Origin of the sequence: Bowmanella denitrificans (assembly GCF_039522935.1) — a bacterium.
Taxonomy (GTDB): domain Bacteria; phylum Pseudomonadota; class Gammaproteobacteria; order Enterobacterales; family Alteromonadaceae; genus Bowmanella; species Bowmanella denitrificans.
This window is the reverse complement of the sequence record NZ_BAAAEI010000014.1, coordinates 221,185-245,920: the sequence shown is the minus strand read 5'-3', so window position 1 is coordinate 245,920 and position 24,736 is coordinate 221,185. Positions and strand designations below refer to the sequence as shown.

Sequence of the window (24,736 nt, the reverse complement as noted above, 5' to 3'; positions counted from 1 at the left end):
TGTAAAAGCGTGCGTGCTTATTACGTGTATCCCTCTTGGGGGAGGGAGTCCATACATCTCTGTGGTTTTTCTGCTATTTCTTCACGAGCCGAAGTACTGCCAGCCCACAACCAATAGTGCCAGCGCCAGCAATGACGCGCCAACCGTGCGGGCATGGCGCCGCCATAAGCGGCTGGCACGCTCACCAAACAGCAATACCAGCACCGCCAGCCCATAATACCGAATACCACGGGACAGCATGGAGGCTAGTATAAACATACTCAGCGAATAGCCGGTGACTCCGGCGGCCAACATTGCCACCTGAAAAGGCACCGGTGTTACCCCCACCATAAACACCGCTATAAATCCGTCGTTCTGCAAGGTTTGTTTAAAGGCTTCAAATTCCTCTGCCGCGCCAAGCCGGGCAATAAACCAATGACCCACCGAGTCAAACAGCAATTGCCCTACCCCATAACCTATCAGTGCCCCGGCTATGCAGCCCGCCAGCGCCACACTGGCCAACAGCCAGATGCGCTCACGCTCCAGCAGCATATAGGGGATCAGAATCAGTTCCAGCGGGATAGGAATAATAATGGCTTCCAGCATGGAAAGAAAAAACAGTAGCACCAATGCGTGGTTAGACTGGCGCAACCTGTCCAACCACAATTCAACCTTAGACGATGTCACCTGTCACTCCCGAACATGAAAACCTTTCCTGCGGCTGCATATTTGACACATACTTTACTTAGAATACAAACACATGGAAATCGAAATGGTATCAGCGGTATATACTGATACCTATCAACGACAGAGAAGCCACTATGACCCAAAACGTCTCAACTGATTTGCAATCTGCCGTTACCGGCCTGTATGCCCAACTGCTGGATTATCTGGTGGCTTATCTGCCGCAATTACTTGGCGCTGTACTTTTGGTGCTGGCAGGCTGGCTGGTAGCCTGGTTACTATCGCGCTTTACTTTGTCGCTGATCCGTTTGCTTAACAGAGTGCTGACGGTGTTAACCCCGGCGTCTTTGCGCGACAAGGGCCTGGAGATTAAGGGCCAGCATTCACAGCTGGCCAGTAAAATTATTTTCTGGCTGGTGATGCTGTTTTTTGTGGCCGCCTCCACCTCTATTTTGGGGCTGGACCTGTTTGCTTCCTGGCTGGGTGGCTTACTGGCTTACCTACCTAAATTACTGGCCGGGCTGCTGATTATCCTTGGCGGTTACTTGCTGGGCAATTTGCTTAGCACTATGGCCCGCGCTACTGCCGAATCAGCGGGGTTACCCAGAGCCGTTTGGATAGCGGCATCAACTAAATTTGCCGTGATCTTTACCGCGCTGGTTATCGGTATTGAACAACTCGGCATTAATATTCACTTTATCACCACCTTAGTGATTGTGCTGGCCGGGGTGCTGGGCTTTGGTATGGCGCTGGCATTTGGTCTGGGCAGTCGCGATCTTATCGCTAATGTGGTGGGTGCCCGCCAGGCGCGAAAACATTGCCATATCCACGATCAGGTACAGATTGGTGAAACCCGCGGCACCTTGGTGGAAGTGACCGACACCATGCTGGTACTGGAAACCGAGCAGGGCCGACATTTGATCCCGGCTCGGCACTGGCTGGAGCAGGCCAGTTGCGTGCTGAAGAATCAGACCAGCCAGCCAGCACGAGGACCTGCGGATGCATAATGCCAAATTAGCGCTGGCGCTGCACTTTATGGAAGAAGAGCCGCAGGCCGCCGCGCGCAAATTGGAACTGCAGGATGCCGACTATATCGCTGCCCTGCTGGAAAAGGCCCCGGCTCAGGTGGCCGCCAGGGTGCTCAGTGCCATGTTGCCGGTGTTTGCGGCGCCGGTATTGCTGGCACTGGACGCGGAAGAAGCCGCGCGTTTGCTAAAGGTATTAAATAACGCCGATATTGCCGCGCTGCTACGTCAGCTGTCAGACAAAGATCGGCATAAACAGCTGGCGCTGCTGCCATTGAAAAAGCAAACCGCCTGCTTGTTGCTGTTAAGTTACCCAGACTACACGCTGGGGGCCTGGACCGAGACCGATCTGCTGGTGCTGGATGAACAAATGGATGTGGCAGATGCCATGCTCAGACTGAAAAAGCGCGCGTTTTCGGAAACCGGCGATATCTATGTGGTCAATGACAAACGCCAGATCCGTGGCAAGCTGTCTATTTATGCACTGCTGCGCGCCGCCAATAACCAGCAGGTGCACCGACTGATGCAACCGGTAGAACAAAGCGTTAGTGGTTTTACCGAGCTTTCTGCCGCGCTTAAATTGGATGTCTGGCAACGCCAGGACACCGTAGCGGTGATTAACCAGCAACAGGAGCTGCTGGGAATTATCCATCACCACCAGTTGCGCCATGCCTTAACCCGCTCTGCGGTCAGCGCCCCGCTTGAACCTTTACCTGGCGATATCCTGGGTGCTTATGGCGCCTCGATTAATGCCCTGCTCGATTTAATTGCCCCCCCTCAAACCGGCAGACAGGAGGCCAAATGAACGCACTGGAGAAACGCCTGGACAGCGCCGCCGAGCAGCTTAGCCAAACTTTTATGGCCAACTACCCGCAAAAAAGCGCCCGTCATTTAGAACCACTTGATGCAGAAGAAGCCGCCGAGCTGTTACAAAGCCAGCCCCTGCATGTGATTGCCGGGCTATGGAAATATCTGCCAGCCGGCACCTCGGATGCGATTTTCAGCGCCCTGCCCCAACCGCTGGCCGCCAGACTGATTGCCTACCTGGACAGCCACCTGGCCATCAGCCTGTTAAGCCGCCTGGAGACAGAGCGCCGCCAGGCTCTGATGGAGGACCTTAAAGCCGACCACACCACCCTGGTCAGTGAATACCAAAGCCTGCTGGAATATCCCGACGATACCGCCGCGCGTATGATGACCACCAAAGTGCAGGCGTTTTCCGGCGATATCAATGCAGCAGATGCCCTGGCGATTTTACGGCGTAATCAAATTAAAGCGCTGGATACCCTGTATGTACTGGATGGCAATCAGCAGCCCAGTGGTGAGCTGTCGATACAGGAACTGATCCTGGCACCACCCAATAGCCTGATGATGGACCTGGCCAAACCGCTGCGTACCACCTTAAGTGCCCTGGATGATAAAGACATGGTCATCGAGCGCTTTGAAGGCTTTCGCTGTCGCAATATTCCGGTGCTGGACCCACAGGGCCAGTTAATCGGCAGCATCGGCTACTTTGATGTGTATCAGTCCACCAAGGAAGATTTAGCCACCGACCTGCAAACCATGGTGGGTGTGAGTAAGGAAGAAAAAGCCCTGTCCAGCAGTTGGTTTGCTTTTAGCAAACGCCAGCCCTGGCTGCAGATCAACCTGTTAACCGCCTTTGCCGCAGCCGCGGTGGTGGGCGCATTTGAAGGCCTGATTGCCCAGGTCACCGCCCTGGCTATTTTACTGCCGGTGGCTGCCGGGCAATCGGGTAACGCCGGGGCGCAGGCCCTGGCAGTTACCATGCGTGGCCTGACTTTAAGAGAAATCACCACTAAACACTGGCGTAAAGTGCTGTTTAAGGAAATGGCCGCCGGTGCCATGAACGGCATAGTGATTGCCATCACCTGTGCAGTGGGTGTGTATATCTGGAGCCAGTCCTTTGGCCTGGCGTTGGTGATTGCGCTCGCCATGGTCAGTTCACTGGTGATCGCCTGTAGCGCCGGGGCACTGGTGCCTATTGTGCTGAAGAAGGCCGGGCTGGATCCCGCTCAGTCCTCATCCATCGTGCTGACTACCATCACCGATATTGCCGGTTTTATGTCGTTTCTGGGTATTGCCCTGTTGCTGGCGGATATGCTGCCTAAGGGCTAAGGACAAAATAACCATTGGAGGACATGCAAAATCCATGTCCCATGGCTGCCCGTTATTAGCCCTTCGTTTTTCTCAGCAGAGCGCTGGCCGACATGCTTTCCCATAATGCGGCGTTAATTTACTTGCGACTATTTCACTCATTGTCAGGTTGACTTGACACAATCAAGTTATTGCGACAATATGTAATGCATACATTACATATTGTAAGGTTGTTAAGTCATTCTATATGCTACTTTAGCAAGTTCACCAAGGAACATATGATGAAAGAAAAGTCTCGAGATACATCGTTCAGTAAGCGCTTTATGGCTGCTATGACGCTATTTTTGGTTCTGATAGCGATACAGACGTTTTCGTTGGAACTGGCAGATATGCCGACCTGGCTGCAGGTGGTTGTCACCTTACTGCCTGTTACGCCACTTATTTGGGCATTTGTTTTATTCCGGGAGCGCTACCGCGCGCTCGATGAGTATATGAAAGCCCTTACCGGCGAGGCGTTTTTATGGATGATTGGCATACTCTGCTTTTCATCATTTATTTACGGTATGCTGGCCATGAAGTTTGCCCTGCCCCCAGTGAATTTGGCATTGGTGCTACCGGTGGTTTTTGGTGGTCATGGTTTGATCCTGCAGCTTCTTATTTGGAAAGATAATGGACAATCGAATTAAAGTACTCCGGGCTGAGCGGGATTGGTCGCAACAGACATTGGCAGACAAGCTCGGTGTATCAAGACAAGCGGTCAACGCGGTGGAAAGAGGCAAACACGATCCTTCATTACAACTGGCATTCGATATTGCCAGCCAGTTTAACCTGCGTATAGAAGAGGTTTTTTTCCCAACAACAAAGTCGGCAACCGAAGACAAAGCGTCAGCGTAGAATCAATACAAAAAGGATTCCGCCAACAAACCCTAACGGTGAGTATTTCCCGCAATACTCACCGTATTTCTGTATAAAATTGTTCGGCAAAAAGAACGAGGACAACGTGTTCTGTTTCGTTCTGTAAGGCAGTATTGAACGAATTGTTAGGATGACTTTAGACCAGGCCGCGGAGCAGTTGCACAATTCCCACAACGATTATCCCCAGTCCGATGTACATAACTGATTTCATTTTTCTTCTGGCGATAGTTTCAGCCTTGGCCAATGTTGGAAAAAGCACGCCTGCACCATATAACAAGACCAGCACGCCACAAGTGATCAACACTACCCCATCAAATGAACTATTAAAATCCAAGATATATTCCTTAATATATTTTTTTCGCTAATAAAGACAGGCACGCATAAATTTTATTCTGCTGCATTTTTACTTTGCATATTAGACAGGTAAAAAACACCATCAAGCTTTTTCAATCTGTATGTCAGGTTAACATGCTCGCCGTCTTTGGCTGCTAGGACAGTAATAACACATTCGTTTGGCTCACAGCGTTGCTCAAACACAGCGTCAGCTAGTTCTACTCTGGAAAACCAATCTTCAATAACCGAAAACCCCATGTCGCTTAGCTGATGACGTTTGGAAGGCAGCCAATACTGTAATGCCACGGCATTGTGACCCTTATTCAATAAATCTTGGTATGCCTTAACTGTCGATATAGGGTCAGGCTGATTTTCAGATGCACTTAACGAGAAGGAAAACACACAAAATAACAAAAACTTAAACATCGAACGCTCCTTGTACGGTGAATATATGAACTGAATTCCGTTTTAAGCATGGTTGCCAAATCAGACCAGTCAGTCTTGCTTAACTACGCCGAGTTTAGTATCCATACTGAAGACCACGGTGGCAAGGTAGGAATGTCTTAATGTCTATGTTGTGAATAGCGGGTGTGATTTAAACGTAAAAGGCCCCTGATTTACAGAGGCCGATGGATGTCGTCAGGACCTTGGCTTCTCAAACGCTCCGGAAAAAAACAAACTGTTCATAAACAATTTTTCGGTGCCATAAAAATAGGCGCGGAAATTAGGGTTATCGGTAAACAGAATCACCGCCCCTTTGCCCTTAGGCTCCGCCACCAACATGGCTTTACCGGCCAATTGTTGCTGATTCTCCTCGGAGGCAAAGCCGCTTAGCAAGGGCTTGTCGGCAATTTTGACTACCGTGGCAAATGGATTTTTCGGGGGCTCAAAGGCCAGCAGGGTATTGCGCTGACTGGCAATCAGGCGCTGCGTATAGCCGTAGCCTAAAGGATGGCTGATATCCAGATCGCCCGCCATAATGGCGCCGCCAATAATATCCTGAGCTTCGGCATGTTCTTTGTCCGCATAGTCAATACGCGGGGCACTGGCCAGCTTGCCTTTACTGATTCTGACCGGGCTGAGATCCAGCAGTTTCTGTCCGGCCCATTTTGCGCCGTCACGAATGCCGACCACGGTACCGCCGTCTTTTACCCAGCCATCGATTTTTTGCACGGTTTTGTCAGCCACATCACTGTAACTGCCGCCCACCATAATCAAATGGCTGTAGTCATTTAAATTGACCCAGGCCAGCTTGTCTTTATGCAGCAATACCACTGGCATGTGCATACGTTTGTCCAGCAAGTGCCAGACTTCGCCGGCGTCATACTGAGAAACCCCCTCGCCTATCACCAGCAAAACCTTAGGCTGGTTTACTTCCAGCATCATATTGCTGCCCAGATCCATGCCCACACTATCGGTATAAGAGGTACCCACCGCATACACATCGATGCCGTCTTCACGGGCAATTTTTGTCATCAGCTTATGCAAGGCGTTTGCCTCAGCGCCACCTTGCCAGCCCACCGGCATGACCACACTGCCACGTCCCAGTGTTACTTTACCTTTGTCGCTGTTGGTGCCCAAAGGCTCAGTAGTGACTCTGGGGCGATAGCCTGCCTCCAGCAGACGATACAAAGCACGCGGTGCATAATAGTTACGCCAGTCAAACACATAGGCGACCTGCGCGTTAGCCGGTGCCGGTTTGGCAGGGAAACTGGCCTCAACCTTTTCGGCGGTTTTGTAGGAGCGGCTGGTTAACGGCGCATAATCCACGCCAAACGCCAGTGGCATGGTCCAGCCGGACACATCGTAAAAGGTATTGTTTTCAAACTGAGTAATACGCTCGAACATGCCCTTGATCATACGATAGGTAGGCTGGTTGGTTTCCACCACATAGGCGTTGTCTGCCAGGAAGGTTTTGCCATCAACGTTTATGTCGCGGGCCAGACGTTTAACCTCAATCTGATTGCGCCTTAGCAGCTCAAGAAAGTGAAAGGCGCGTGCCTCATCGCCGGGCACGGCAAACACATAGGCCTTGGTTTTGTCATCCCCGGCAAGCTGTTCGGTGGCATCGGCAAACTTACGCTGAAAACTGAGCAATGCCTGACGCTTTGACACAGCGCTGTCCAGCAGCGCGATACCCACCCGGTACTGGGTACGAATATTGTCCCGGAACGACAACAGACCACGGGGGGTGTCCAGTAAACCGGCTGAGCTGGCCTGCTCAAACAAAATACCCAGACTGCCATACAGATGTGGATAGGTTGCGCCCTTGCCAATATAGAAGTTGTCGTAAGATTCTTCGTTAAAATACAGACGCGCTTCGCTGTCCATAAAATCACGCGGCCCTTGTACCACATCAGACAATAACGCCATAGCGTCTTTACCGATTAGCGGAAAGACCCGATCAGGGGCACCGGGATGGAAATAATAGGACTTGTGCGACTGCATTTCATGAAAGTCGGCCACCATATTTGGCCGCCACTGATGAAACTTAGCCACCCAGCCAACCGGCTCAGGGTGCTGTTGCATCATCCACTGACGGTTTAAGTCAAACCAGTAGTGGTTGGTACGCCCTGACGGCCAGGGTGAGCCATGCAAAGCACTGACCCGGTCGGTAACCGGCGTGTTGGCAGCAAAGGTCCAATTCCAGGCCGATTCGCGGCTGTTGCCGTCCGGGTTAAAGCTGGCGGTGAGCAGAATCACACTATGCTGCAAAATACGCTCGATTTGCCCGCCCTGGGCAGCCGCCAGATGGTAGGCCACCGGCATTGCGGCATCAGTAGAACTGACTTCACCGCCGTGTACACCATAATTCACCCAGCTTATCACCGGCATATCGTCATTAATTTGTTGTTTGCTGCCAGGCTGTTGCAGGGCCAGATGCTGCTGGCGGATCTGTTCAAGACGGGCCAGATTTTCCGGACTGCTGATGGTCAGGGTTACGATGGGACGATTTTCGTGACTACGGGCAATCACTTCGTATTGCACCCGGTCGGATTTTTCCGCCAGCAGTTTCAGGTAAGCCACCATCAGATCATTGCGGGCCATATGCTGGCCAAGAGGATGCTGCAGAAATGCCTCAGGGGTGGGAATAGCGGCATTAAAACTGACATCCTCAGGATAAAAGGCCTGCTGGTCCCGTTCATCTGCTGCCACATGCCAGCACAACGCCGCGCCTGCCAACAGCAGGCCCAGCTTCAGGGTACGGGTAAATCGGGTTTTCAACATCATTGCTCTGCTCTATTATATTTTTTTACGTAACGCCTGACCGGCTAATTTTCCGGTCAGTTGACCTTGTTGGATAGCGACCTGACCATTCACCAACAGCCATTGCACGCCCTGACTTAACACTTCAGGGTGCATATAGTCGGCTTTAGGCGCATAAGATTTAGCATCAAACAGCACCAAATCGGCAGCATAGCCGGGGGCAATCTGGCCGCGTCCTGTCAGGCCAAAGATCTGCGCAGTTTTGCTGCTGGAGCGCTGAATAAATTCCCCCAGGCTCAGCAGTTTTTTGCCCTGTACATAGTCCTGGTACTTTTTTGGGAAAGACGCGTATTTGCGCGGGTGTCCCGGGCTGCCATCGGATGAGGTCACCACCCAGTCCTGGCGCATAAAGGCTTCAATATCCTGATCCGCCATATTGAAGCTGGCCACCCTGGCATTACCGCCCAGAATAATCTGCAATGCCGCATCAATAGGTGATACACCACGCTCCGTGGCAATCTGAGCCAGGGATTTGCCACGTAACTCACCGGCAGTCGGATCGCTAATCAGCAATGAGTCAGGGCCACCGCGGCGGCGCAGATTATCCAGCATTTCCACCCTGATACCCGGCAGCTGTGCAGGGTCTTTAAGCCTGGCGTGGTATTCTTCCTTGCTACCAGCCAGTGCCCAGCGCGGCATCAGCGCCCCCGCCACACTGGTGCCGGAGGCTTTCCAGGGGTATTGATCAGCCGTGACTATAAGCCCGTTGGCATGGGCTTGCTGCACCATCTGAATAATGGTTTTACTTTCCCCCCAGACATCCACTCCCAGGGCTTTCAAATGCGCCAGATGCACCGGAATATGTGCATCGCGGGCGATATCCAGCACTTCCTGTACGGCCGCCACCAAGCCGATATGGTAGCTGCTCTCATCGCGAATGTGGCTGTCATACACCCCGCCAAATCGTGCGGCCACCTTGGCCAGTGCCACCACTTCGGCGGTATCGGCATAATTACCCGGTACATAGTAAAGCCCGGTAGACAGCCCCAGTGCCCCTTGTTGCATGGCATTTGCCACCAGGGTTTGCATCTGCTTAAGTTCTTCGGTGCTGGCATGGCGGTTTTCACGCCCCATCACGGCGGTGCGAACCGCACCATGGCCAACGTACAGCGCCACATTGCTGCCAATGCCTTGCTGCTCGTAGCGGTCAAGTACCTCACCGACATTAATCTTGCCACCACCGTCGTTGCCGCAAAATACCGTGGTAACCCCCTGGGTCAGGTAATTGGCATTCAGGTTGGGCTGGCCCTTGTCAAAGTCGTTGCAGGCATGGGTATGAGGGTCGATAAAACCCGGTGCAACCACTAAGTCGCTGGCGTCAATACGCTGGCGTGCCTGCGTGTTTTGTGGTTCCCGTTTAGCCACCTGAACAATTTTGCCTTTGTCCACCAGCACCACACCGGCCAGCGGGCCGCTGCCATCACCAGGGTAGATAGCATTGCTGTGGATCACATAATCCACGCTGGCGGCACTGGCCACCCCGCCAGCGGCCAGCCATGCCGCGCACAGCGCTGTTTTAATAGCAACACCAAGTGGCGAAATTTTGTTGAGCATAGGAGTACTCCTGAAACAAACAAAGGGCGAATACTCGCCCTTGTCGGATAACATCAGATTAGAAGAAGTTTGCCTGCAATGAGACGTAGAAATAACGCCCTTCTGAACTGTGCAGGCTGGCATCGTAGCCGTAGGTTTCATCGGCCAGCGGCGGCTCGCGGTCAAACAGATTCCTGACCCCGACCCGCACCCGCATACCGTCCATCGCACCCTCATCAAAGCTGTACTGGCCGTACAGACTCAGGGTGTTCCAAGAAGATACATGCCAGTATTCGCCGGTTTCGTCATGCACGGCACTGGTGTCATAAAAATCCCCCACATACTTGGCATGCATGCCTGCGCCCCAGTTGTCATAACGCCAGGTCACAGTGCCGGATGCCTGCCACTCGGGGCGGCCATCCATTTCAATCATGTCGCCCACGTCATCCAGGGCAAGTCCCAGACTGGCCAGCTTGGCTGATTCTTCGTCCACACTCTGATAGGCCTTCAACAGCTTGGCACCGTTGAGTTTAAAATCAAAGTCACCCCAGGCGGTACGATTAAGCTTGTAGTAAATACCCAGATCCAGCCCTTCGGTGGTGCGTGAATCGAGGTTTTCAAACAGGCCGTAGATATCCATCATATCGCCCACGGCTTCCAGGCCAGAGCCGGCAAAAAAGGCTATGTCATCGGCGGTGGCGGCGGAACGAATCACATTGGGATTGCTAGAACCGTTCATGCGATAGTAGTAATCCAGATCGGCAATATTCTGATAAGAGCGGATCCCCACCAGATCTTCCTGCTCGATGCGCCAGAAATCAGCGGTCAGGGTCAGGTTGTCAACAAAAGCCGGGGTATACACCATACCAAAGCCATAGTTGTAGTCTTTCTCTGGCTTCAGGTCCGGGTTACCGAGACGGATATTCTCGATACTGTCGGTGCCGCTACAGGCGCTCAGGCTGTCGATCTCGCCTTTGTTCACCCTGGCCTGACAGCGGTAGTAGTCCACCGGATAGTTCACTCTGTTGGTGCGCGCAGTGTGCAACTGCTCCAGGTTCGGGGCGCGGAAGCCTTCTGCATACGACGCCCGCACCTGCAGACTTTTCACCGGGTACCAGGACAGCACCGCTTTGGGCTTAAACACGCTGCCCACATCGTTGTATTTTTCGTAACGACCAGCCAGTTGGAAGTCCAGTTTATCTACCAGAGGGATCGCCATATCAGGGCTAATCAAAGGGCCCGCCAATTCCACAAAGGCTGAAAACACATTGCGCGAACCGTCAGCATCAGGCTGGCCACTGGAGCCCATCACATCGGTTTCGTACAAGGTCCCGGTGACGGCATCCTGATAGGCGATGGTGCCGTCCAAACGATCATCATAGTCATTTTCAAAGCTTTCATAGCGCCATTCGGTACCGATGGCGACACCGACATTGCCGGCAGGTAAGCTAAACAAATTGGCGTTTGACAACTTGTAGTCCACCAACGCCAAGGCGGTTTCCCCGACCCGGCTGACATCAATCAGAAACGCATCAATGCTGGCCTGGCTGTTACAGCTGGCGCCACAAAATGGATTATAGGCACTGTCATCCTGGCGGTTCACGGCCTGCTGGAATTTGCTCAGGCTGGTACGGTTGTAGGTGGTATCATCGGTTTTCGCCGCAGAATACAGCGCGGCACTGTCCCAGTCCCAATTGCCGAAACTGCCCCTGGCACCTCCCAGTAAACGATAGGTTTGGTTCACCACATTGATCTTACGCACACCGGCATCCACCACACGATAGGCATCCATGGTCACATCCAGGCCCTCGGTAGGGATTTCATAACCCGCCAGACGGTTCACGCCTGAGCCCAGCGGGTTCCAGTAGGCATCTTTGCTAATGGTCACAGGTGCTGACGTCAGGGTAGCGGTTTCCGCCCGCTGAGAATTAGACTCCGCCCAGTAGTAACTCAGTTCACCATAAAGCTCGGTGCCGCTGTCCATTTCATGGTTGATAAACATAAAGGCATTGGCCCGCTCGGTTTCAGGTAGCAAGGTGCGGCTGCCGTTGGTATCAAAATACTGATCGGCACTCACCGAACCGCTGTCTACACACAAACCGTTGGCCAGCACACATTGCTGGTTAGCGTCACTGCCGTCCAGCGGCTCGATGTGAAACTGGCCAGCCGCCGTGGTTAGGCCTGTCACCCTTTGACTGGCAACAAAACGTCCCCAGGGTGTGGTACTGGATGTATTGCGGAAATTGGTATCACCTTCCCAACTGGAGCCTTGCAAATAAGGGCGTAAGTCTGATGACGCAGAGTACGGCAGTTCAGAGGCCATTACTTCACTGGCATGATAGTAATTCATCGACAAAGTGATATTGGTGGCCTGATCATTCAAATACCAGCCCCCCAGCATATTGGCATTGAGCTTATTACGGCTGATGTTTTCCGCATCACCGTACTGCACATCAAATCGGTAGCCGTCAAAGTCGCTGCGCATTTCACTGTTCACCACCCCGGCCACCGCATCTGAGCCATAAATGGCGGCGGCACCGTCATGTAACACTTCCACCCGGCGAATCCCCATCACCGGAATGGCGTTCATGTTCACTGTGGTAACAGGCACAGAGTTTTCGGTTTGTGAGCCAGGATGCTGCACCAGCCTGCGGCCATTTAACAGCACCAGGGTATTGCCGGTACCAATGCTGCGCAGATTGATAGACGCCACATCACCGCGTGAGGCATATACGCCGCTGACCACGTCGTTACCATTAAAGTTCACGTTGCCATTAGACGGGATGGCGGCAAATAAATCGGCCCCGGATGTGGCCGCAATGGCATCAATATCTTTTTGATCCATCAGGGAAACAGGCAAGGCACCGGTCACATTCAGGCCTTTAATACTGGAACCCACCACAATGACCTTCTCCAGATCCTGTTCCTGCTCTTTTTGCAGTTTCTCGGTGGTAGACTCGGCACTTTGTACCTGGGCACCGGCCACTTGACGGCGCTCTACATCGTTTTGCTGTGCCAGCGCCAGATTACTGCCAAGGGCGCTGACAATACACAGAGCCACAGGGCTCAATTTACACTTGTTGCTGTTGGATGTTTTCATGACTATCCCCATTTGAGTTTGGCCACCGGTTCCAGGGCCTTATTGTTGTGTTGAGTCGCTATACCCACTCCATTAAACATTCATGAATAAACCGCTAGGGTGCAATTGATAGAAAATACCCATCTTATAACCTGTGGTTATGCCGTTATCCGGCGGCAGCGAACTATGCCACAGAGCACGCCAGGCAACCACTTGACGCGCCAAACTGTCGAGATAACAGGTTAAATGTCAGGCTTTCCATAGGAAATAAGGGGTAATATCAGGTAAGCCCATAACCCTGGTTTATAGGGCTGAATACATTCGTTACACCGACACAAACAATAATGGTGCTAGCCTGCCCCGCCCAGTGACTGGCATTAAGCAATGAGGAATCAGCATGCGGCTCAGACATATCGAAGTTTTTCACTCGGTTTACACCACGGGTTCCATCACTGGCGCAGCGAAACTTCTTTTTGTGTCACAGCCTTCGGTCAGCAAAGTGTTGGCCCATGCTGAAATGCAGTTGGGGTTCCAGCTGTTTCACCGCAATAAGGGCCAGTTAATTCCTACCCAGGAAGCCGATATGCTGTTCGCCGAGGTGGATAAAACTTATCGGCAACTGCGTTCTATCCGCAAAATGTCGGAAAATATCAAACGTAATGACTTTGGCCAGATTAACTTGGCCTTTACCCCGGCATTAGGATTTGAGGTGGTGCCTAAGGCACTGGCGAAGTTCCGTCAGGACCATCCCAATATCCGCTTTGATCTGGAAACCACCCATAACGATCAGGCCTTGCAGGCATTGACCGAGCATCGCTGCGATCTGGCATTGCTGTATTCCTCTCCGCCGATGCCGGGGGTAACCAAAATTGAATGCGGTGAGGGCGAGATTGTGATTTTGTACCCCAAGGCGCTGTTTCCCGAAGAGCCAACCGTACTAACCGCTGAGCAATTGGCCCAGACCGAACTGATTGGGATTTGGGACAGTGGCCCATTAGGGGAACTGGCCTATGACAGGCTCAGTAATGATGGCGTGGAAGTGCAGAGTAATTTGCAGGTTACCTCCTATTATGTGGCCGCCCGCCTGGTGGCACAGGGGCTTGGCTGCTGCACTATTGATAAGTTTACTGCATTGGGCAATTTGTCTGACAAGGTGGGTATGGCTTCGTTTGCTCCGCCTCTGACCTTTAAAATCAACGGCTTGTATCTGGAAAACCGCCCCCTGTCGAAAGTCAGCGAAGCCTTTCTGGCCTTTCTGAAAGCCGAAATGGTGTAAGCAAAGCCAAATACATAGTAACCACAAAGGCACAGAGAACACGGAGAATGACTAAGCATAAATACGCGTTGCTCTGTGCCATTGGTTTATTGCTAAAACACAAACTGGCCTGCGGCTGATACCGAATCCCTCTCGCAAAGACGCAGAGTTGGTAGCAAGAAAACACCCAGAGTGATTCTTCCCAACAACTCTGTGTGCTCTGTGACTCTGTGGTTGTCTTGCTACCAACTCTGCGTCTCTGCGAGAATTGACCTGGTCATTTTCGTGTTTTTCGTGACTTTCGTGGCAAACAAACAGGTAGGCCTTTTCTGGCTCAAAGCGGCCCAACAGCGTATACTTGCGGCAAATTTGCCAGCGGATCATTTCATTGCTTTTTTCCGACCTGCCCCTTGACCATAAACTGCTCCATAAACTGACCCTGAAAGGCTTTAATCAGGCCACTGACATTCAGGCCCAGGCTGTACCTCATGCCTTGCTGGGTAAGGATCTGATAGTGTCGTCCAAGACAGGTTCGGGTAAAACCCTGGCATATCTGGTGCCGGCTATTCAGCGCGTACTCAGAACCCGGCCGTTGTCGAAAAAAGATCCCCGGGTGCTGATATTGGCCCCTACCCGGGAGTTAGCCAAGCAGGTATTTTTGCAGTTACGCAACTTGCTGGATGGTCCCAGTGCTAATGTGGCATTGATTCTGGGCGGCGAGAATTTTAATGATCAGGTTAAGGCGCTGAAACGCAATCCGCAGTTTGTGGTGGGCACGGCGGGCCGTATTGCCGACCACCTAACGGACAAATCATTGTTCCTAAATGGGCTGGAATTACTGATCCTGGACGAAGCAGACCGCATGCTGGATTTAGGCTTTGCCCCGCAGCTTAAACATATTCATGCCCGTGCCGATCACCGTAAACGTCAGACCATGATGTTCTCTGCCACCCTGGATAACGCCGAGCTGCATTACCTGACCCAAACCCTGCTCAAAGCACCGCAGCGCATTAGTTTGGGCAGTGCCGGTGAACAGCACCAGGATATAGAACAGCAATTTATTCTGGCCGACCATATTGAGCACAAAGAAGCCCTGCTTAAAGCCCTGCTGGACAAACAGGATTTTCGCCAGGCCATTTTGTTTACTGCCACCCGCGCCGATACCGAGCGGCTGGCCAAACTGATGCAGGATTGGGGACTGACCAGTATTGCCTTATCTGGCGAGCTGAATCAGTCGCAGCGCAGCAATATAATGAATGAATTTGCACGCGGCCATCATCAGATTCTGGTGACCACAGATGTGGCCTCTCGCGGTCTGGATTTATTGAAAGTGTCTTTGGTGGTGAACTTTGATTTACCTAAGCTGGCCGAAGAATACGTGCATCGTATTGGCCGCACCGGGCGCGCCGGCAATAAAGGCAATGCCATTTCTCTGGTCGGTCCGAAAGACTGGGAAAGCTTTGTGGCAATTCGCGCGTTGCTGGAACAACAAATCAGCTTTACCAGTATTGAAGGCTTGCAAGGTAAGTTCAAAGGCCTTAAACCGGCCCGCAAGCCCGGCAAACAGCCAAAAGATCAGCAATCCGGACGTGGCGACAATGTCTGGCAGCAGGCTCAGCCCAAGAAAAAACGGATTAACACTATGACCGGGGTAGACGTAGGGGATCAGATGTTAATTAAGCGCAAGCCCAGAAGACCCCTCGATGAAGTGCTGGATGACGACCAGGACGAAGTGATGCATGAGCCGCAACAACCCCAGGCCGATGATAAGCCTGAATAAAAATTTGTTATAAAGGCGCAGGGACTGAGACTAATGCCGTACAGTGTCAGCGAATATTACACGACAAGGAAGAAAAGATGACAGACGCCAATTTAACATCATTATCAACAGAAGAACTGCTGGATATGTTTGAACATGTGGATGACCAACGTCATCCACAGCAGGCCCAGGCTATCTTTATGGCGTTGCAGCAACGCGGTGCGCTGAATGACGCTTCATTGCAAGCACGTTATAGCCGAGACTCCGGCTGGCTAACCCAGCTTTGGCAATTGCCATTAAAACTTATCTTCTTTCCGTTGAGCATGCAGGAAAAACTGAGCCTGACCGACGCCAGAGCCAAAGTCGCCAGACTGGCTACTTACGCCCCACAGGCTGAGCCGCAACAACATTAATGACGCCCAAGTGCTCATCTGTGTTGCGATCTTTTTCGGCTGTATTGTCAGACTCAGATTCAACCCATATGAGAGTTGTGGTTCAAACGTCGGACTTAAGTCCGACCTACACCAGGGGCTGTTTAGTAACATCGCCGGGTTCAAGACCGCTTGCTGTGGGTTGGGCTTTAGCCCAACAATTACACTTGAACTAAGTGCGCTGACTTAACAGCATGAAATACCAGATAAAAACAAAAACGGGTGTCACCACCCGTTTTTTATTGCCGTTTTACTCAGCGCCCTGGCTGACTTCTGTTGCCACTTTGGGCTGCACATCGTCACCGTAGCCAAAACTGACGGCCAGTACCAGCACCACAGCCGCGGCGGCCATCAGTTTGATCATCAATGGCAGGCAGAATCTGAACCACAGATGATAAGGCACTCCGGCCATACCAATAATCCCCATCAAGACCGCGTTGGTTGGCACAATCATATTGGAGAAACCATCGCCAAACTGATAAGCCAATACCGCCACCTGTCGACTAACACCAATCAAATCACCAACCGGCGCCATCAGCGGCATCGTTACATAGGCCTGGCCACTGCCAGAGGGAATAAACAGATTAAGTATGGTCTGGATCACCAGCATGCCTACCGCCGCCAGTTCAGCACCAAGGTGCGATAACGGCAGCGACATACCGTATACCAGGGAATGCAGGATCTGCCCGTCTTCCAGAATCAGGGCAATGCCGCGCGCCACCCCAATCAGCATGGCAGTAGTGGCAAGATCTTTTACCCCTTCAATAAATTGTCCGGCGGCTTTGTCGGCGCCTAGTTTACCCACCAGGGTGGTAAATATACCCCAGGCGATAAACACCCCACCCAGCTCATACAGATACCAGTGCCGGGTGGCAATGCCCCATACAGCAATAACCAGTGCCGCCACAAATCCCAGCAGGATAACCTGATGGCGCCCGTTCAACTTCGGGTATTCACCCTGGTTGGTGCCGCTTAACGGGCAAGGCAGGTCGCGGGTCAAAGAGACATTCGGGTCCGCCAGCACATTCTTGCCGTAAGACCAGACATGATGAAAACCAATCAGCACAAAAGGCACAAAAATCGCCAGTCGCCATTCCAATCCAGAGTACACCGGCACACCGGCAATTTGCTGTGCGATTAGCACGGTAAAGGGATTGAAGGCCGACACGCCATAGCCGATGCCGTAACCGGCAATGATCATACCCACCGCGGTCATGGCGTCCAGTCGCATTGCCTTACACAAGGCCACCAGAATCAGCACAAAAGGTATATACTCGCCAGCCGTGCCAATTGCTCCTGATGCCAGTGCAAAGCAAAACACCACCATAAAAATCAGCACATTGGGTTTATGACCAAAACGTTCCAGCAATCGGCCAATCAGGGCATCAATAGTGCCTGTGGCACGGGCAACAGATAGTACACCACCGACAATAAAGACAAAGAAAATCACATCCTGAGCCGCAGCCAAGGCGCGCGGAATGGCGGTCAGAAAATCCCAGGGCGTAAGAAAGTGACGGCTGTCACTCAACGTATAGGTGCCGGGCACCACCATCTGCCGACCATTGTCAGCGGTTACCGTATCAAAGAAACCTTGCGGTACAACCCAGGTGGCCAGTAACGCTACCAGCATCATGCCAAGCAGCAATACCAATGTATGAGGAACCTTGAATCCTTGTTTCATCCGTTTAATTATGCTTTTGTTAAAGGTGTGCGGAGTCTACGCAAACTCGTTACGCTCGGCAATTGCAGCACTTTGGAAACTGTCAGGAAATGCCATCAAAGGGCACTTTATATAGCGTGCCCAAATGCGAGGGACAGGACATGCGCTACCTTTGGTTACTGATGATACTGGTGGGATTGATGGTGGGTGTTAAGACAGCCGTTGCTGCCTCATCAACCTTGATATATCCCCGCCAGGCCATGGAAAACACGGTTGATACAGATTATGCCGTGGTGCTGCTCAGCAGGGCTTTACAGGAAGCCGAGCTGAAACATTCATTACAACCGTCCCGGGAAACCCTGGTGCAAAGTCGTGCGTTAAAGCAACTGCAGTTGGGAGACGGTATCGATGTGGCCTGGTCAATGACCAGTACCGAGCGGGAAAGTGCTCTGCAACCTGTACGTATTCCCATTTATAAAGGCCTGTATGGCTGGCGTTTGCTGATGATTAAACCTGAGTCCCAGGCACAACTTACCCAGGTTAACAATCTGTCTGATCTTACCGCTCTGACGCTACTCCAGGGGCGTGGCTGGCCGGATACACATGTGCTGCAAGCCAATGGTGTGCGGGTTGCCGGTACACCACATACGGAAGACTTATTCGACATGTTGCAACGGCAACGGGGTATCGCATTTCCCCGTTCGGTATTGGAAATCTGGCGTGAACATGACTACCACCAGGGCCGCTTCGCGGTGGAGACGCATTTGGTATTGTATTACCCCACGGCCCTCTATTATTTCTTTCGCCCCTCTGACACATCGCTGGCTAACGAGGTAGAAAAAGGTCTGCGCAGATTGCTGGAAACCGGTGAATTTGACCGGCTATTTATGCAATACCATGGCGAAGATCTGGAAAAAGCCAAACTGCACCAGCGCACCATTATTCCGTTGTGGAACCCCTTGCTGCCTGCTCAAACGCCGTTGGAACAGGACAATTTATGGTACCGGCCATAACGGTATGTGTGACATCAGATTAGCCACAAGCAAAGTTCAACGCCCGCTAATGTATTATACCCGCCCGTTCCATTAGCTTGGTGGCAGACAATCCCGGTTTAAGCCTGCCCTGCTCGGCTTGATGAATCAGTGCCACAATGGCCTGATTGACCCGGCAATCCAGCCCCAAACTCAGAGCTTGTTCGATCACAGCACCGTTAAGGTAAGCAATTTCGGTATCCTTACCCTGACTCAGATCCCACCACATAGAAGTACGCACTTGTGGATCGATCGCCAGCATCTGCCTGGCCAGGCGCGTAAATAGCCCATCCGGCAAACGCAGCACCAGGGGTAGCCAGCTGGCTGGTACCCGGGTGAGCCTGGGAAGCTTAACGCCTTTTACCTTGCACAGTGTTAGCAGTTCATCCATCAATGCCGCCAAAACCAGCCGGTACCCCCGTTGTTCCAGCATGGATTTAACCGGGATATCGGCCAGTGCATTAACAGCATTACCCAGATTCAGTTGCAGTTTTGCCCATTGTAGCGGCGTCATGGCACTAGTGCAGTCAATTGGCATCAAATCACAATCCAGCAGACTGACCAATGCCCGCACCAGGCCTGATGCATCAGATTCCAGCGTCAGCTTTCCTTCAGAGCCCCGGTGTAAACAACCAGGCACGGTTTCCACCACATTAAAGGGCACCATCACCCTCAGCACCTGATTGCGCGGGAAGATAGCCTTTATCAGGGCATCGCTACCAATACCGTTCTGGCAACACAGAATCACGGTTTTATCGTCGACCAGCGGTGCAATGTCGACTGCCGTTTGTGCCAAATGGGTGCACTTAACCGTCAGCCACAACACATCGCAAGGCACAGCCGTTTCCCGCCAGTCGCTGCCTTGTATCTGCAATTTCAGCGGACCGGCCTGATGGCCCTGGTAGTCACTGAGCCGAAGCCCTGGCTGCCAACGTGACAAAGTACTGTCGCGCCCGATTAAACGGGTATCCTGCTCCAAATGCGTTAATACGCCCCCCAGATAACCACCGATAAGTCCGGCACCAAACACCACATGCTGCATTCTTGCTTCTCGTTCTTCTGGTCTGCATGAATCATAGGAAGAATCCAAGGGCCGGGGCAAGTAGCAACTGAAATACTGTGAAATTCTTATCTGGCATTGATAACATGGTTATTCAACCACCACAGATAACAACAAAAAATCCAGGAAGCCAGCATGCAAGCCAGAGGGGAATTTGAAGTCAGGGTCCAGCAAATGCCGAGCTACGCCCAAGGCAAAGACGGCGTCAGCCTGGGCAGATTGTCCATTGACAAAACCTTTAGCGGAGATATTGACGGCATCAGTAAAGGTGAAATGCTCAGTGCCAAATCGGCGAATAAGAGTTCGGCCGGTTATGTGGCCATAGAGCAAGTCAGCGCAACGCTGGCTGGTCGCCGCGGCAGTTTTGTGTTGCAGCACTTTGGTACCATGCGGGGTCCCAGCCAACATTTGTTACTGGAAGTGGTACCGGACTCCGCCACAGGCGAACTGGCTGGCTTAAGCGGCAGTATGACCATTCGTATCGACAGTGGCAGACATTTTTATTTGTTTGACTATCACTTGCCAAAAACAGAAGTTCAATCTGAAGAAGGAACGATTTAGACCACCTTGCGCTTCAGCTTGCATCAGCTAGTGTTATAGCAACTTCTTCCCCTCGGTTGCTGCTGGAGCAAAATGCCATGACCTGCCAGTTTCGAAATCTGATCTTTGAAGGCGGAGGTGTTAAGGGCATTGCCTATGTTGGCGCCATGCAGGTTATGGCCCAGCGCGATTATCTGCATGCTATCCGCCGGGTGGGTGGCACCAGCGCCGGTGCCATCAACGCACTGTTATTTGCGCTGGGTTTTGATATTCCCCGCCAATTACAAATTCTGCAGTCAACCGATTTTAAAGCCTTTATGGATGACTCCTTCGGCCTGATCCGCGACATTCGCCGCCTGGCAAAAGATTTCGGCTGGCACAAGGGAGACTATTTTTCCACTTGGCTGATGAGCCTGATTGAAGAAAAACTTGGTCATGGTATGGCCACCTTTGCTGACTTACAAAAACAGGCTTGCCCGGCGCTGTATGTTACCGGCACCAATCTGTCTAACGGTTACTCGGAAGTGTTTTCGGTTGAACGTCACGCCCAGATGCCGCTGGTCCAGGCAATACGTATCAGTATGTCGATACCGCTGTTTTTTGCGGCCGTCCGCCATGGCCCCAAACAGGATCTGTATGTAGATGGTGGGGTTATGCGTAACTACCCAATCAAGTTGTTTGACAGGCAAAAGTATATTGATGAAGACGAATCAGACGCGTCACGCAATACGGCCTATTACAACAAGGAAAACGCCTTATTTCTGCTGCAACGTCCCGGCCGTAGCCCTTATATTTATAACCGCCAAACCCTCGGGCTGCGCCTCGACAAAGAAGATGAACTGGCCATGTTCCGTTACGACGAGCCCCCTAAAGGCAAAGCCATTAACAATTTTAGCCAGTATGCCAAGGCGCTGATTACCGCCCTGATGCAAGTCCAGGAAAACCAACATTTGCACAGCGATGACTGGCAGCGCACTTTGTATATCAATACCAAAGAGGTGGGCAGCACCGATTTTGACCTTACTGAGCAGCAAAAACAGATGCTGCTTCAGCAAGGTATATCAGGCGCAGAACAGTATTTCCAGTGGTTTGAAGACAGTAGCAATCAGCCGGTTAACCGGCTGCAAAACTAGTCAGGATTTTTTCAGGTACTCGGCCACCAGCACTATTCGCACGCCATTGACCCGCCCTTCCACATGCTTAGGATTATCGGTCAGGCTGATACCGCGCACAGCAGTGCCACGCTTGGCGGTAAATCCTGCGCCTTTTACATCCAGGTCTTTAATCAACACCACCGTATCACCGCTGTTCAATACTGCACCATTGCTGTCCAGGGTTGGCTCACGATCTGAGTCATCCCCTTTTTGCGCCCAGGTGGCCGTTTCTTCATCCAGATACAGCATATCCAGTAAGTCTTGTGCCCATACCTCAGAAGACAAACGCTTAAGCATGCGCCAGGCCATGACCTGCACAGCAGGCACCTGACTCCACATACTGTCGTTCAGGCAACGCCAGTGATTGGTATCAAGTTCAGCCCCTTCAATCTGAGATTGACAGGTCTGACATACCAGAATGTGATTATCTACCCTAACCTGATCAATAGGTGGCACAGCCAAGCCCTGCAGATTGTCCTGTGCTGCACAAAGTTCACATTGGCCGCCGGCGCGGTCATTCAAGGCTTGTTCTATAGACATGGTAAATACTCTTAGCAAATTTGGCCGCGCATTATGCCACTTTTGCACGATTTACGCAGTAATGCTTCGGGGTTGAAAACACTTCAATCATTCGCTACATCAGCGCAGACATAATACAGTTACAGCAAGTTTACGCCGCATAGGGGATTAACAATGTGCGATAGATCAACAATCAAACCATCAGCGCTGCAACAACTTGAGATCAGCCTGCCCGATTGGGTGATGCGAATTCCAGATTGGGCGGCCACCTATTCAGGCGATAACGCCAAGATGGCTCTCGCCATTGAACTTGCGGCTCAGAATGTACAACGTCATAGTGGCGGCCCGTTTGGTAGCGCCATATTTGACGCCAACAGTCATCAACTGATAGCCGTCGGGGTCAATCAGGTCATGGCAGCCAAAAACTCCTGTCTGCACGGGGAAATGATGGCCATCATGCTGGCACAACGACGGCTGGACACTTTTTGCTTGTCTGCCGAGGATGGTCAATATGAACTGTTCACCTCCTGTGAGCCCTGTGCCATGTGCTTGGGGGCTGTTTTATGGAGCGGTGTAAAGCGTCTGGTCTGTGCAGCCACTGGCGAAGATGCCAGAGCTATTGGCTTTGATGAGGGGCCAGTATTTGAAGCCAGCTATGCCTACTTAAAGAACACGGGTGTCGACATAGTGCGCGAGTTGCAGCGAGATAAGGCCAGGCAGGTATTGGATGACTACCTGGCCAAAGGGGGAACTATTTACAACGGCTGACAAACATTCTGCCTGATGCCACAAACAACAACCCCAGTGCGGTCAACAAAATTCCGGCAGGTTCAGGTACCTGAGCTGGCTGAGCTCTTTGCGGTTGTTGAGGACCGGTTAACGGCGATAACGGCTGTTTCAGCACAACCACATTGTCGAGGAAATTACCCACAGTACCAGCATAGGGTGCAACAGAGGTAAATCTGAGGGTGGTACTTTGCGCTATGGCAGTGAACGTCATACTGAACTGGCGCCATTGTCTGACCAGATGATCATCAAACAATTGATTGAAGATATCCTGAGCACCAGACGTCAGGTTCAGTCGGAAGGCTTCATCATTGCTGCTACGGGCCGCATAAAAGAAGCTCAGATCATAAACAGCGCCGATTTCGGTTTCAAAGGTTTGGAAGATGGAAAATGCGCCTCCCGAGCCTGCATGGGCATTCAGCTCAGCATGTTGCTGACCTTCAGCCGCGGTGAAGCCATTGTAGTGATCCCAAATTTCAAGGTTGCTGCCCTGCCAGCCATCAACCTGGCTTGAGCTAAACCATTTCCAGCTGTTGTGAGCAACTTCAGGTTGTTCAAAACCGCCGTTGACAATCAGATTAGCCTCTGCCACCTGAGCAACCACTAAAGCAGAGAACATCACTAACACGCGCAATGCAGACTTCATTTAATACCACCTTAAAAACTCACATTGGTGATAAGGATATAGCAGTTTGCAGGCCAGTTTTTTTAACTCAATGAATTTGTTTATTTTTTACGCTTCAAAAAGTGAAATCTGAAAACTCTGCCGGATAAAACCGGCAAAACTGATAAATTTTCCGACAGCACTGTAAAAAATCGTGAGAATCTAATTGCAGGGAGGATTGCTGCAAATTGCCTAATGCGTAAGTTCAACACTGGTGCCTGTCCGGCTTAACAGCAAACAGACTACCGTGATGATAGCTGGCAACAGGATCAGGCATAACGACGCCTAATCACCACAGTTAACAGCACCAGACCCAACGCCAGCATCAACAGCATTTGCGGTTCTGCCACAACCGTGCTGCTGCGTTTTTCCACCACAATATTATCGATCAGGTTACCCACCGTGCTTCTTATCGGTATTAAGGGGTTAAAATGCAAGGTGGTGATGGTGTCAGTAGCGATAAACTGGCCATGATAGGTTGCCCACTTACCGGTAACGTGGTCATCGAAATCTTTGGAGAACAACTCACCCAGACCGGAGTCCAGACGCATGTTAAAACTTTCACTATTGCTGTGTCTGGCACGATAAGCAAAGCTGATATCGTAGGTTTGGCCAATTTCCGTGGCAAAGCTCTGGCTGATCCCAGTGAACTGCCCCTTGTACAGCTGTGAGTTAAGCTCTAACAACTGGTTGCCATCAAACATATTGATGGCACCGAAGTTGTTCCAGATTTCCATGTTATTCCCACGCCATCCAGAAAGCTGTTGGTCGGAAAATAGCTTCCAGGTGCCGTTTTGAATTTGGTTGTCTTCAAAACTGCCATTGATAATTAAGTTGGCCTTGGCATTTGCAACAAACAACAGGGACAGGAAGGCGTACAGAATAGGGGCAATTAATCGCTGCATTTAACTTCTCCAATAAACTCAGCACTAACATTAATTGCCGCG

Annotated in this window: 23 protein-coding genes; 12 read left to right on the top strand and 11 right to left on the bottom strand. The window is 51.6% G+C overall.

Features of this window, described 5'->3' with window-relative positions; genetic code table 11:
- Positions 1-81: 81 nt before the first annotated feature.
- Positions 82-666, bottom strand: coding sequence for a YqaA family protein (locus ABD028_RS13615; RefSeq protein WP_343845583.1), 585 nt, complete (start codon positions 664-666; stop codon positions 82-84).
- A 134-nt stretch (positions 667-800) separates the two neighbouring features.
- Here ABD028_RS13615 and ABD028_RS13610 point away from each other — a divergent pair, with 134 nt between their 5' ends.
- From ABD028_RS13610 to ABD028_RS13590, 5 genes are all read left to right on the top strand, one after another.
- Positions 801-1,670, top strand: coding sequence for a mechanosensitive ion channel family protein (locus tag ABD028_RS13610; protein WP_343845581.1), 870 nt, complete (start codon positions 801-803; stop codon positions 1,668-1,670).
- Positions 1,663-2,493 carry a magnesium transporter MgtE N-terminal domain-containing protein gene (locus tag ABD028_RS13605; RefSeq protein WP_343845579.1) on the top strand — a complete coding sequence of 277 codons (831 nt, stop codon included), beginning with the start codon at positions 1,663-1,665 and terminating at the stop codon, positions 2,491-2,493. The genes ABD028_RS13610 and ABD028_RS13605 overlap by 8 nt, the downstream gene beginning before the upstream one ends.
- Positions 2,490-3,824, top strand: a complete 1,335-nt coding sequence (locus ABD028_RS13600; RefSeq protein ID WP_343845577.1) for a magnesium transporter — start codon at positions 2,490-2,492, stop codon at positions 3,822-3,824. Before ABD028_RS13605 ends, ABD028_RS13600 begins: the two co-directional genes overlap by 4 nt.
- Before the next feature lie 260 nt (positions 3,825-4,084).
- Entirely contained in the window at positions 4,085-4,489 is a 405-nt protein-coding gene (locus ABD028_RS13595; RefSeq protein ID WP_343845575.1) for a hypothetical protein, read from the top strand.
- The gene (locus tag ABD028_RS13590; RefSeq protein ID WP_343845574.1) at positions 4,473-4,697 is read left to right on the top strand and encodes a helix-turn-helix transcriptional regulator; all 225 of its coding nucleotides are present in this window, start codon (positions 4,473-4,475) and stop codon (positions 4,695-4,697) included. The genes ABD028_RS13595 and ABD028_RS13590 overlap by 17 nt, the downstream gene beginning before the upstream one ends.
- Before the next feature lie 157 nt (positions 4,698-4,854).
- Here the strand turns inward: ABD028_RS13590 and ABD028_RS13585 are convergent, their stop codons facing one another.
- From ABD028_RS13585 to ABD028_RS13565, 5 genes are all read right to left on the bottom strand, one after another.
- Positions 4,855-5,052, bottom strand: coding sequence for a hypothetical protein (locus tag ABD028_RS13585; protein ID WP_343845572.1), 198 nt, complete (start codon positions 5,050-5,052; stop codon positions 4,855-4,857).
- A gap of 53 nt (positions 5,053-5,105) precedes the next feature.
- A complete protein-coding gene (locus ABD028_RS13580; RefSeq protein WP_343845570.1) occupies positions 5,106-5,477 on the bottom strand; it encodes a hypothetical protein in 372 nt (123 codons plus the stop codon).
- Between the two features lie 213 nt (positions 5,478-5,690).
- Positions 5,691-8,282, bottom strand: coding sequence for a M14 family zinc carboxypeptidase (locus ABD028_RS13575; protein ID WP_343845569.1), 2,592 nt, complete (start codon positions 8,280-8,282; stop codon positions 5,691-5,693).
- Between the two features lie 12 nt (positions 8,283-8,294).
- Entirely contained in the window at positions 8,295-9,872 is a 1,578-nt protein-coding gene (locus ABD028_RS13570) for an N-acyl-D-amino-acid deacylase family protein (RefSeq protein ID WP_343845567.1), read from the bottom strand.
- 58 nt (positions 9,873-9,930) lie between these two features.
- Entirely contained in the window at positions 9,931-12,951 is a 3,021-nt protein-coding gene (locus tag ABD028_RS13565) for a TonB-dependent receptor domain-containing protein (protein WP_343845565.1), read from the bottom strand.
- 376 nt (positions 12,952-13,327) lie between these two features.
- On the opposite strand from ABD028_RS13565, the gene ABD028_RS13560 reads away from it, so the two are divergent.
- The 3 genes from ABD028_RS13560 (at position 13,328) to ABD028_RS13550 (ending at position 16,357) form a co-directional block, all read left to right on the top strand.
- Positions 13,328-14,206, top strand: a complete 879-nt coding sequence (locus ABD028_RS13560) for a LysR family transcriptional regulator (RefSeq protein WP_343845563.1) — start codon at positions 13,328-13,330, stop codon at positions 14,204-14,206.
- 367 nt (positions 14,207-14,573) lie between these two features.
- Positions 14,574-15,965, top strand: coding sequence for a DEAD/DEAH box helicase (locus tag ABD028_RS13555; protein WP_343845561.1), 1,392 nt, complete (start codon positions 14,574-14,576; stop codon positions 15,963-15,965).
- Between the two features lie 77 nt (positions 15,966-16,042).
- Positions 16,043-16,357 carry a hypothetical protein gene (locus ABD028_RS13550; RefSeq protein ID WP_343845559.1) on the top strand — a complete coding sequence of 105 codons (315 nt, stop codon included), beginning with the start codon at positions 16,043-16,045 and terminating at the stop codon, positions 16,355-16,357.
- A gap of 268 nt (positions 16,358-16,625) precedes the next feature.
- On the opposite strand, the gene ABD028_RS13545 is transcribed toward ABD028_RS13550, so the two are convergent.
- Positions 16,626-18,056, bottom strand: a complete 1,431-nt coding sequence (locus ABD028_RS13545) for a YfcC family protein (protein ID WP_343845558.1) — start codon at positions 18,054-18,056, stop codon at positions 16,626-16,628.
- A gap of 140 nt (positions 18,057-18,196) precedes the next feature.
- Between ABD028_RS13545 and ABD028_RS13540 the strand changes: the two genes are divergently transcribed.
- Positions 18,197-19,048 carry a hypothetical protein gene (locus ABD028_RS13540; RefSeq protein WP_343845556.1) on the top strand — a complete coding sequence of 284 codons (852 nt, stop codon included), beginning with the start codon at positions 18,197-18,199 and terminating at the stop codon, positions 19,046-19,048.
- A 46-nt stretch (positions 19,049-19,094) separates the two neighbouring features.
- Here the strand turns inward: ABD028_RS13540 and ABD028_RS13535 are convergent, their stop codons facing one another.
- Positions 19,095-20,108, bottom strand: a complete 1,014-nt coding sequence (locus ABD028_RS13535; protein ID WP_343845554.1) for a 2-dehydropantoate 2-reductase — start codon at positions 20,106-20,108, stop codon at positions 19,095-19,097.
- Between the two features lie 153 nt (positions 20,109-20,261).
- On the opposite strand from ABD028_RS13535, the gene ABD028_RS13530 reads away from it, so the two are divergent.
- Positions 20,262-20,687, top strand: coding sequence for a DUF3224 domain-containing protein (locus ABD028_RS13530; protein WP_102795240.1), 426 nt, complete (start codon positions 20,262-20,264; stop codon positions 20,685-20,687).
- A 77-nt stretch (positions 20,688-20,764) separates the two neighbouring features.
- Complete coding sequence (locus ABD028_RS13525; RefSeq protein WP_343845551.1) at positions 20,765-21,799, top strand: patatin-like phospholipase family protein; 1,035 nt, start codon at positions 20,765-20,767, stop codon at positions 21,797-21,799.
- Here ABD028_RS13525 and ABD028_RS13520 read toward each other — a convergent pair whose 3' ends face one another.
- Positions 21,800-22,360, bottom strand: coding sequence for a PhnA domain-containing protein (locus tag ABD028_RS13520; protein ID WP_102795239.1), 561 nt, complete (start codon positions 22,358-22,360; stop codon positions 21,800-21,802). It lies immediately after the preceding gene.
- A gap of 153 nt (positions 22,361-22,513) precedes the next feature.
- On the opposite strand from ABD028_RS13520, the gene ABD028_RS13515 reads away from it, so the two are divergent.
- Positions 22,514-23,107 (top strand): nucleoside deaminase, encoded by a 594-nt coding sequence (locus ABD028_RS13515; RefSeq protein WP_102795238.1) that lies wholly within the window; start codon positions 22,514-22,516, stop codon positions 23,105-23,107.
- On the opposite strand, the gene ABD028_RS13510 is transcribed toward ABD028_RS13515, so the two are convergent.
- Positions 23,091-23,771: a DUF642 domain-containing protein gene (locus tag ABD028_RS13510; protein WP_343845548.1), complete on the bottom strand. Its 681-nt coding sequence runs from the start codon at positions 23,769-23,771 to the stop codon at positions 23,091-23,093. The two genes, ABD028_RS13515 and ABD028_RS13510, sit on opposite strands and share 17 nt — an antisense overlap.
- Before the next feature lie 287 nt (positions 23,772-24,058).
- Positions 24,059-24,694 carry a DUF642 domain-containing protein gene (locus ABD028_RS13505; RefSeq protein ID WP_343845546.1) on the bottom strand — a complete coding sequence of 212 codons (636 nt, stop codon included), beginning with the start codon at positions 24,692-24,694 and terminating at the stop codon, positions 24,059-24,061.
- Positions 24,695-24,736: the final 42 nt, after the last annotated feature.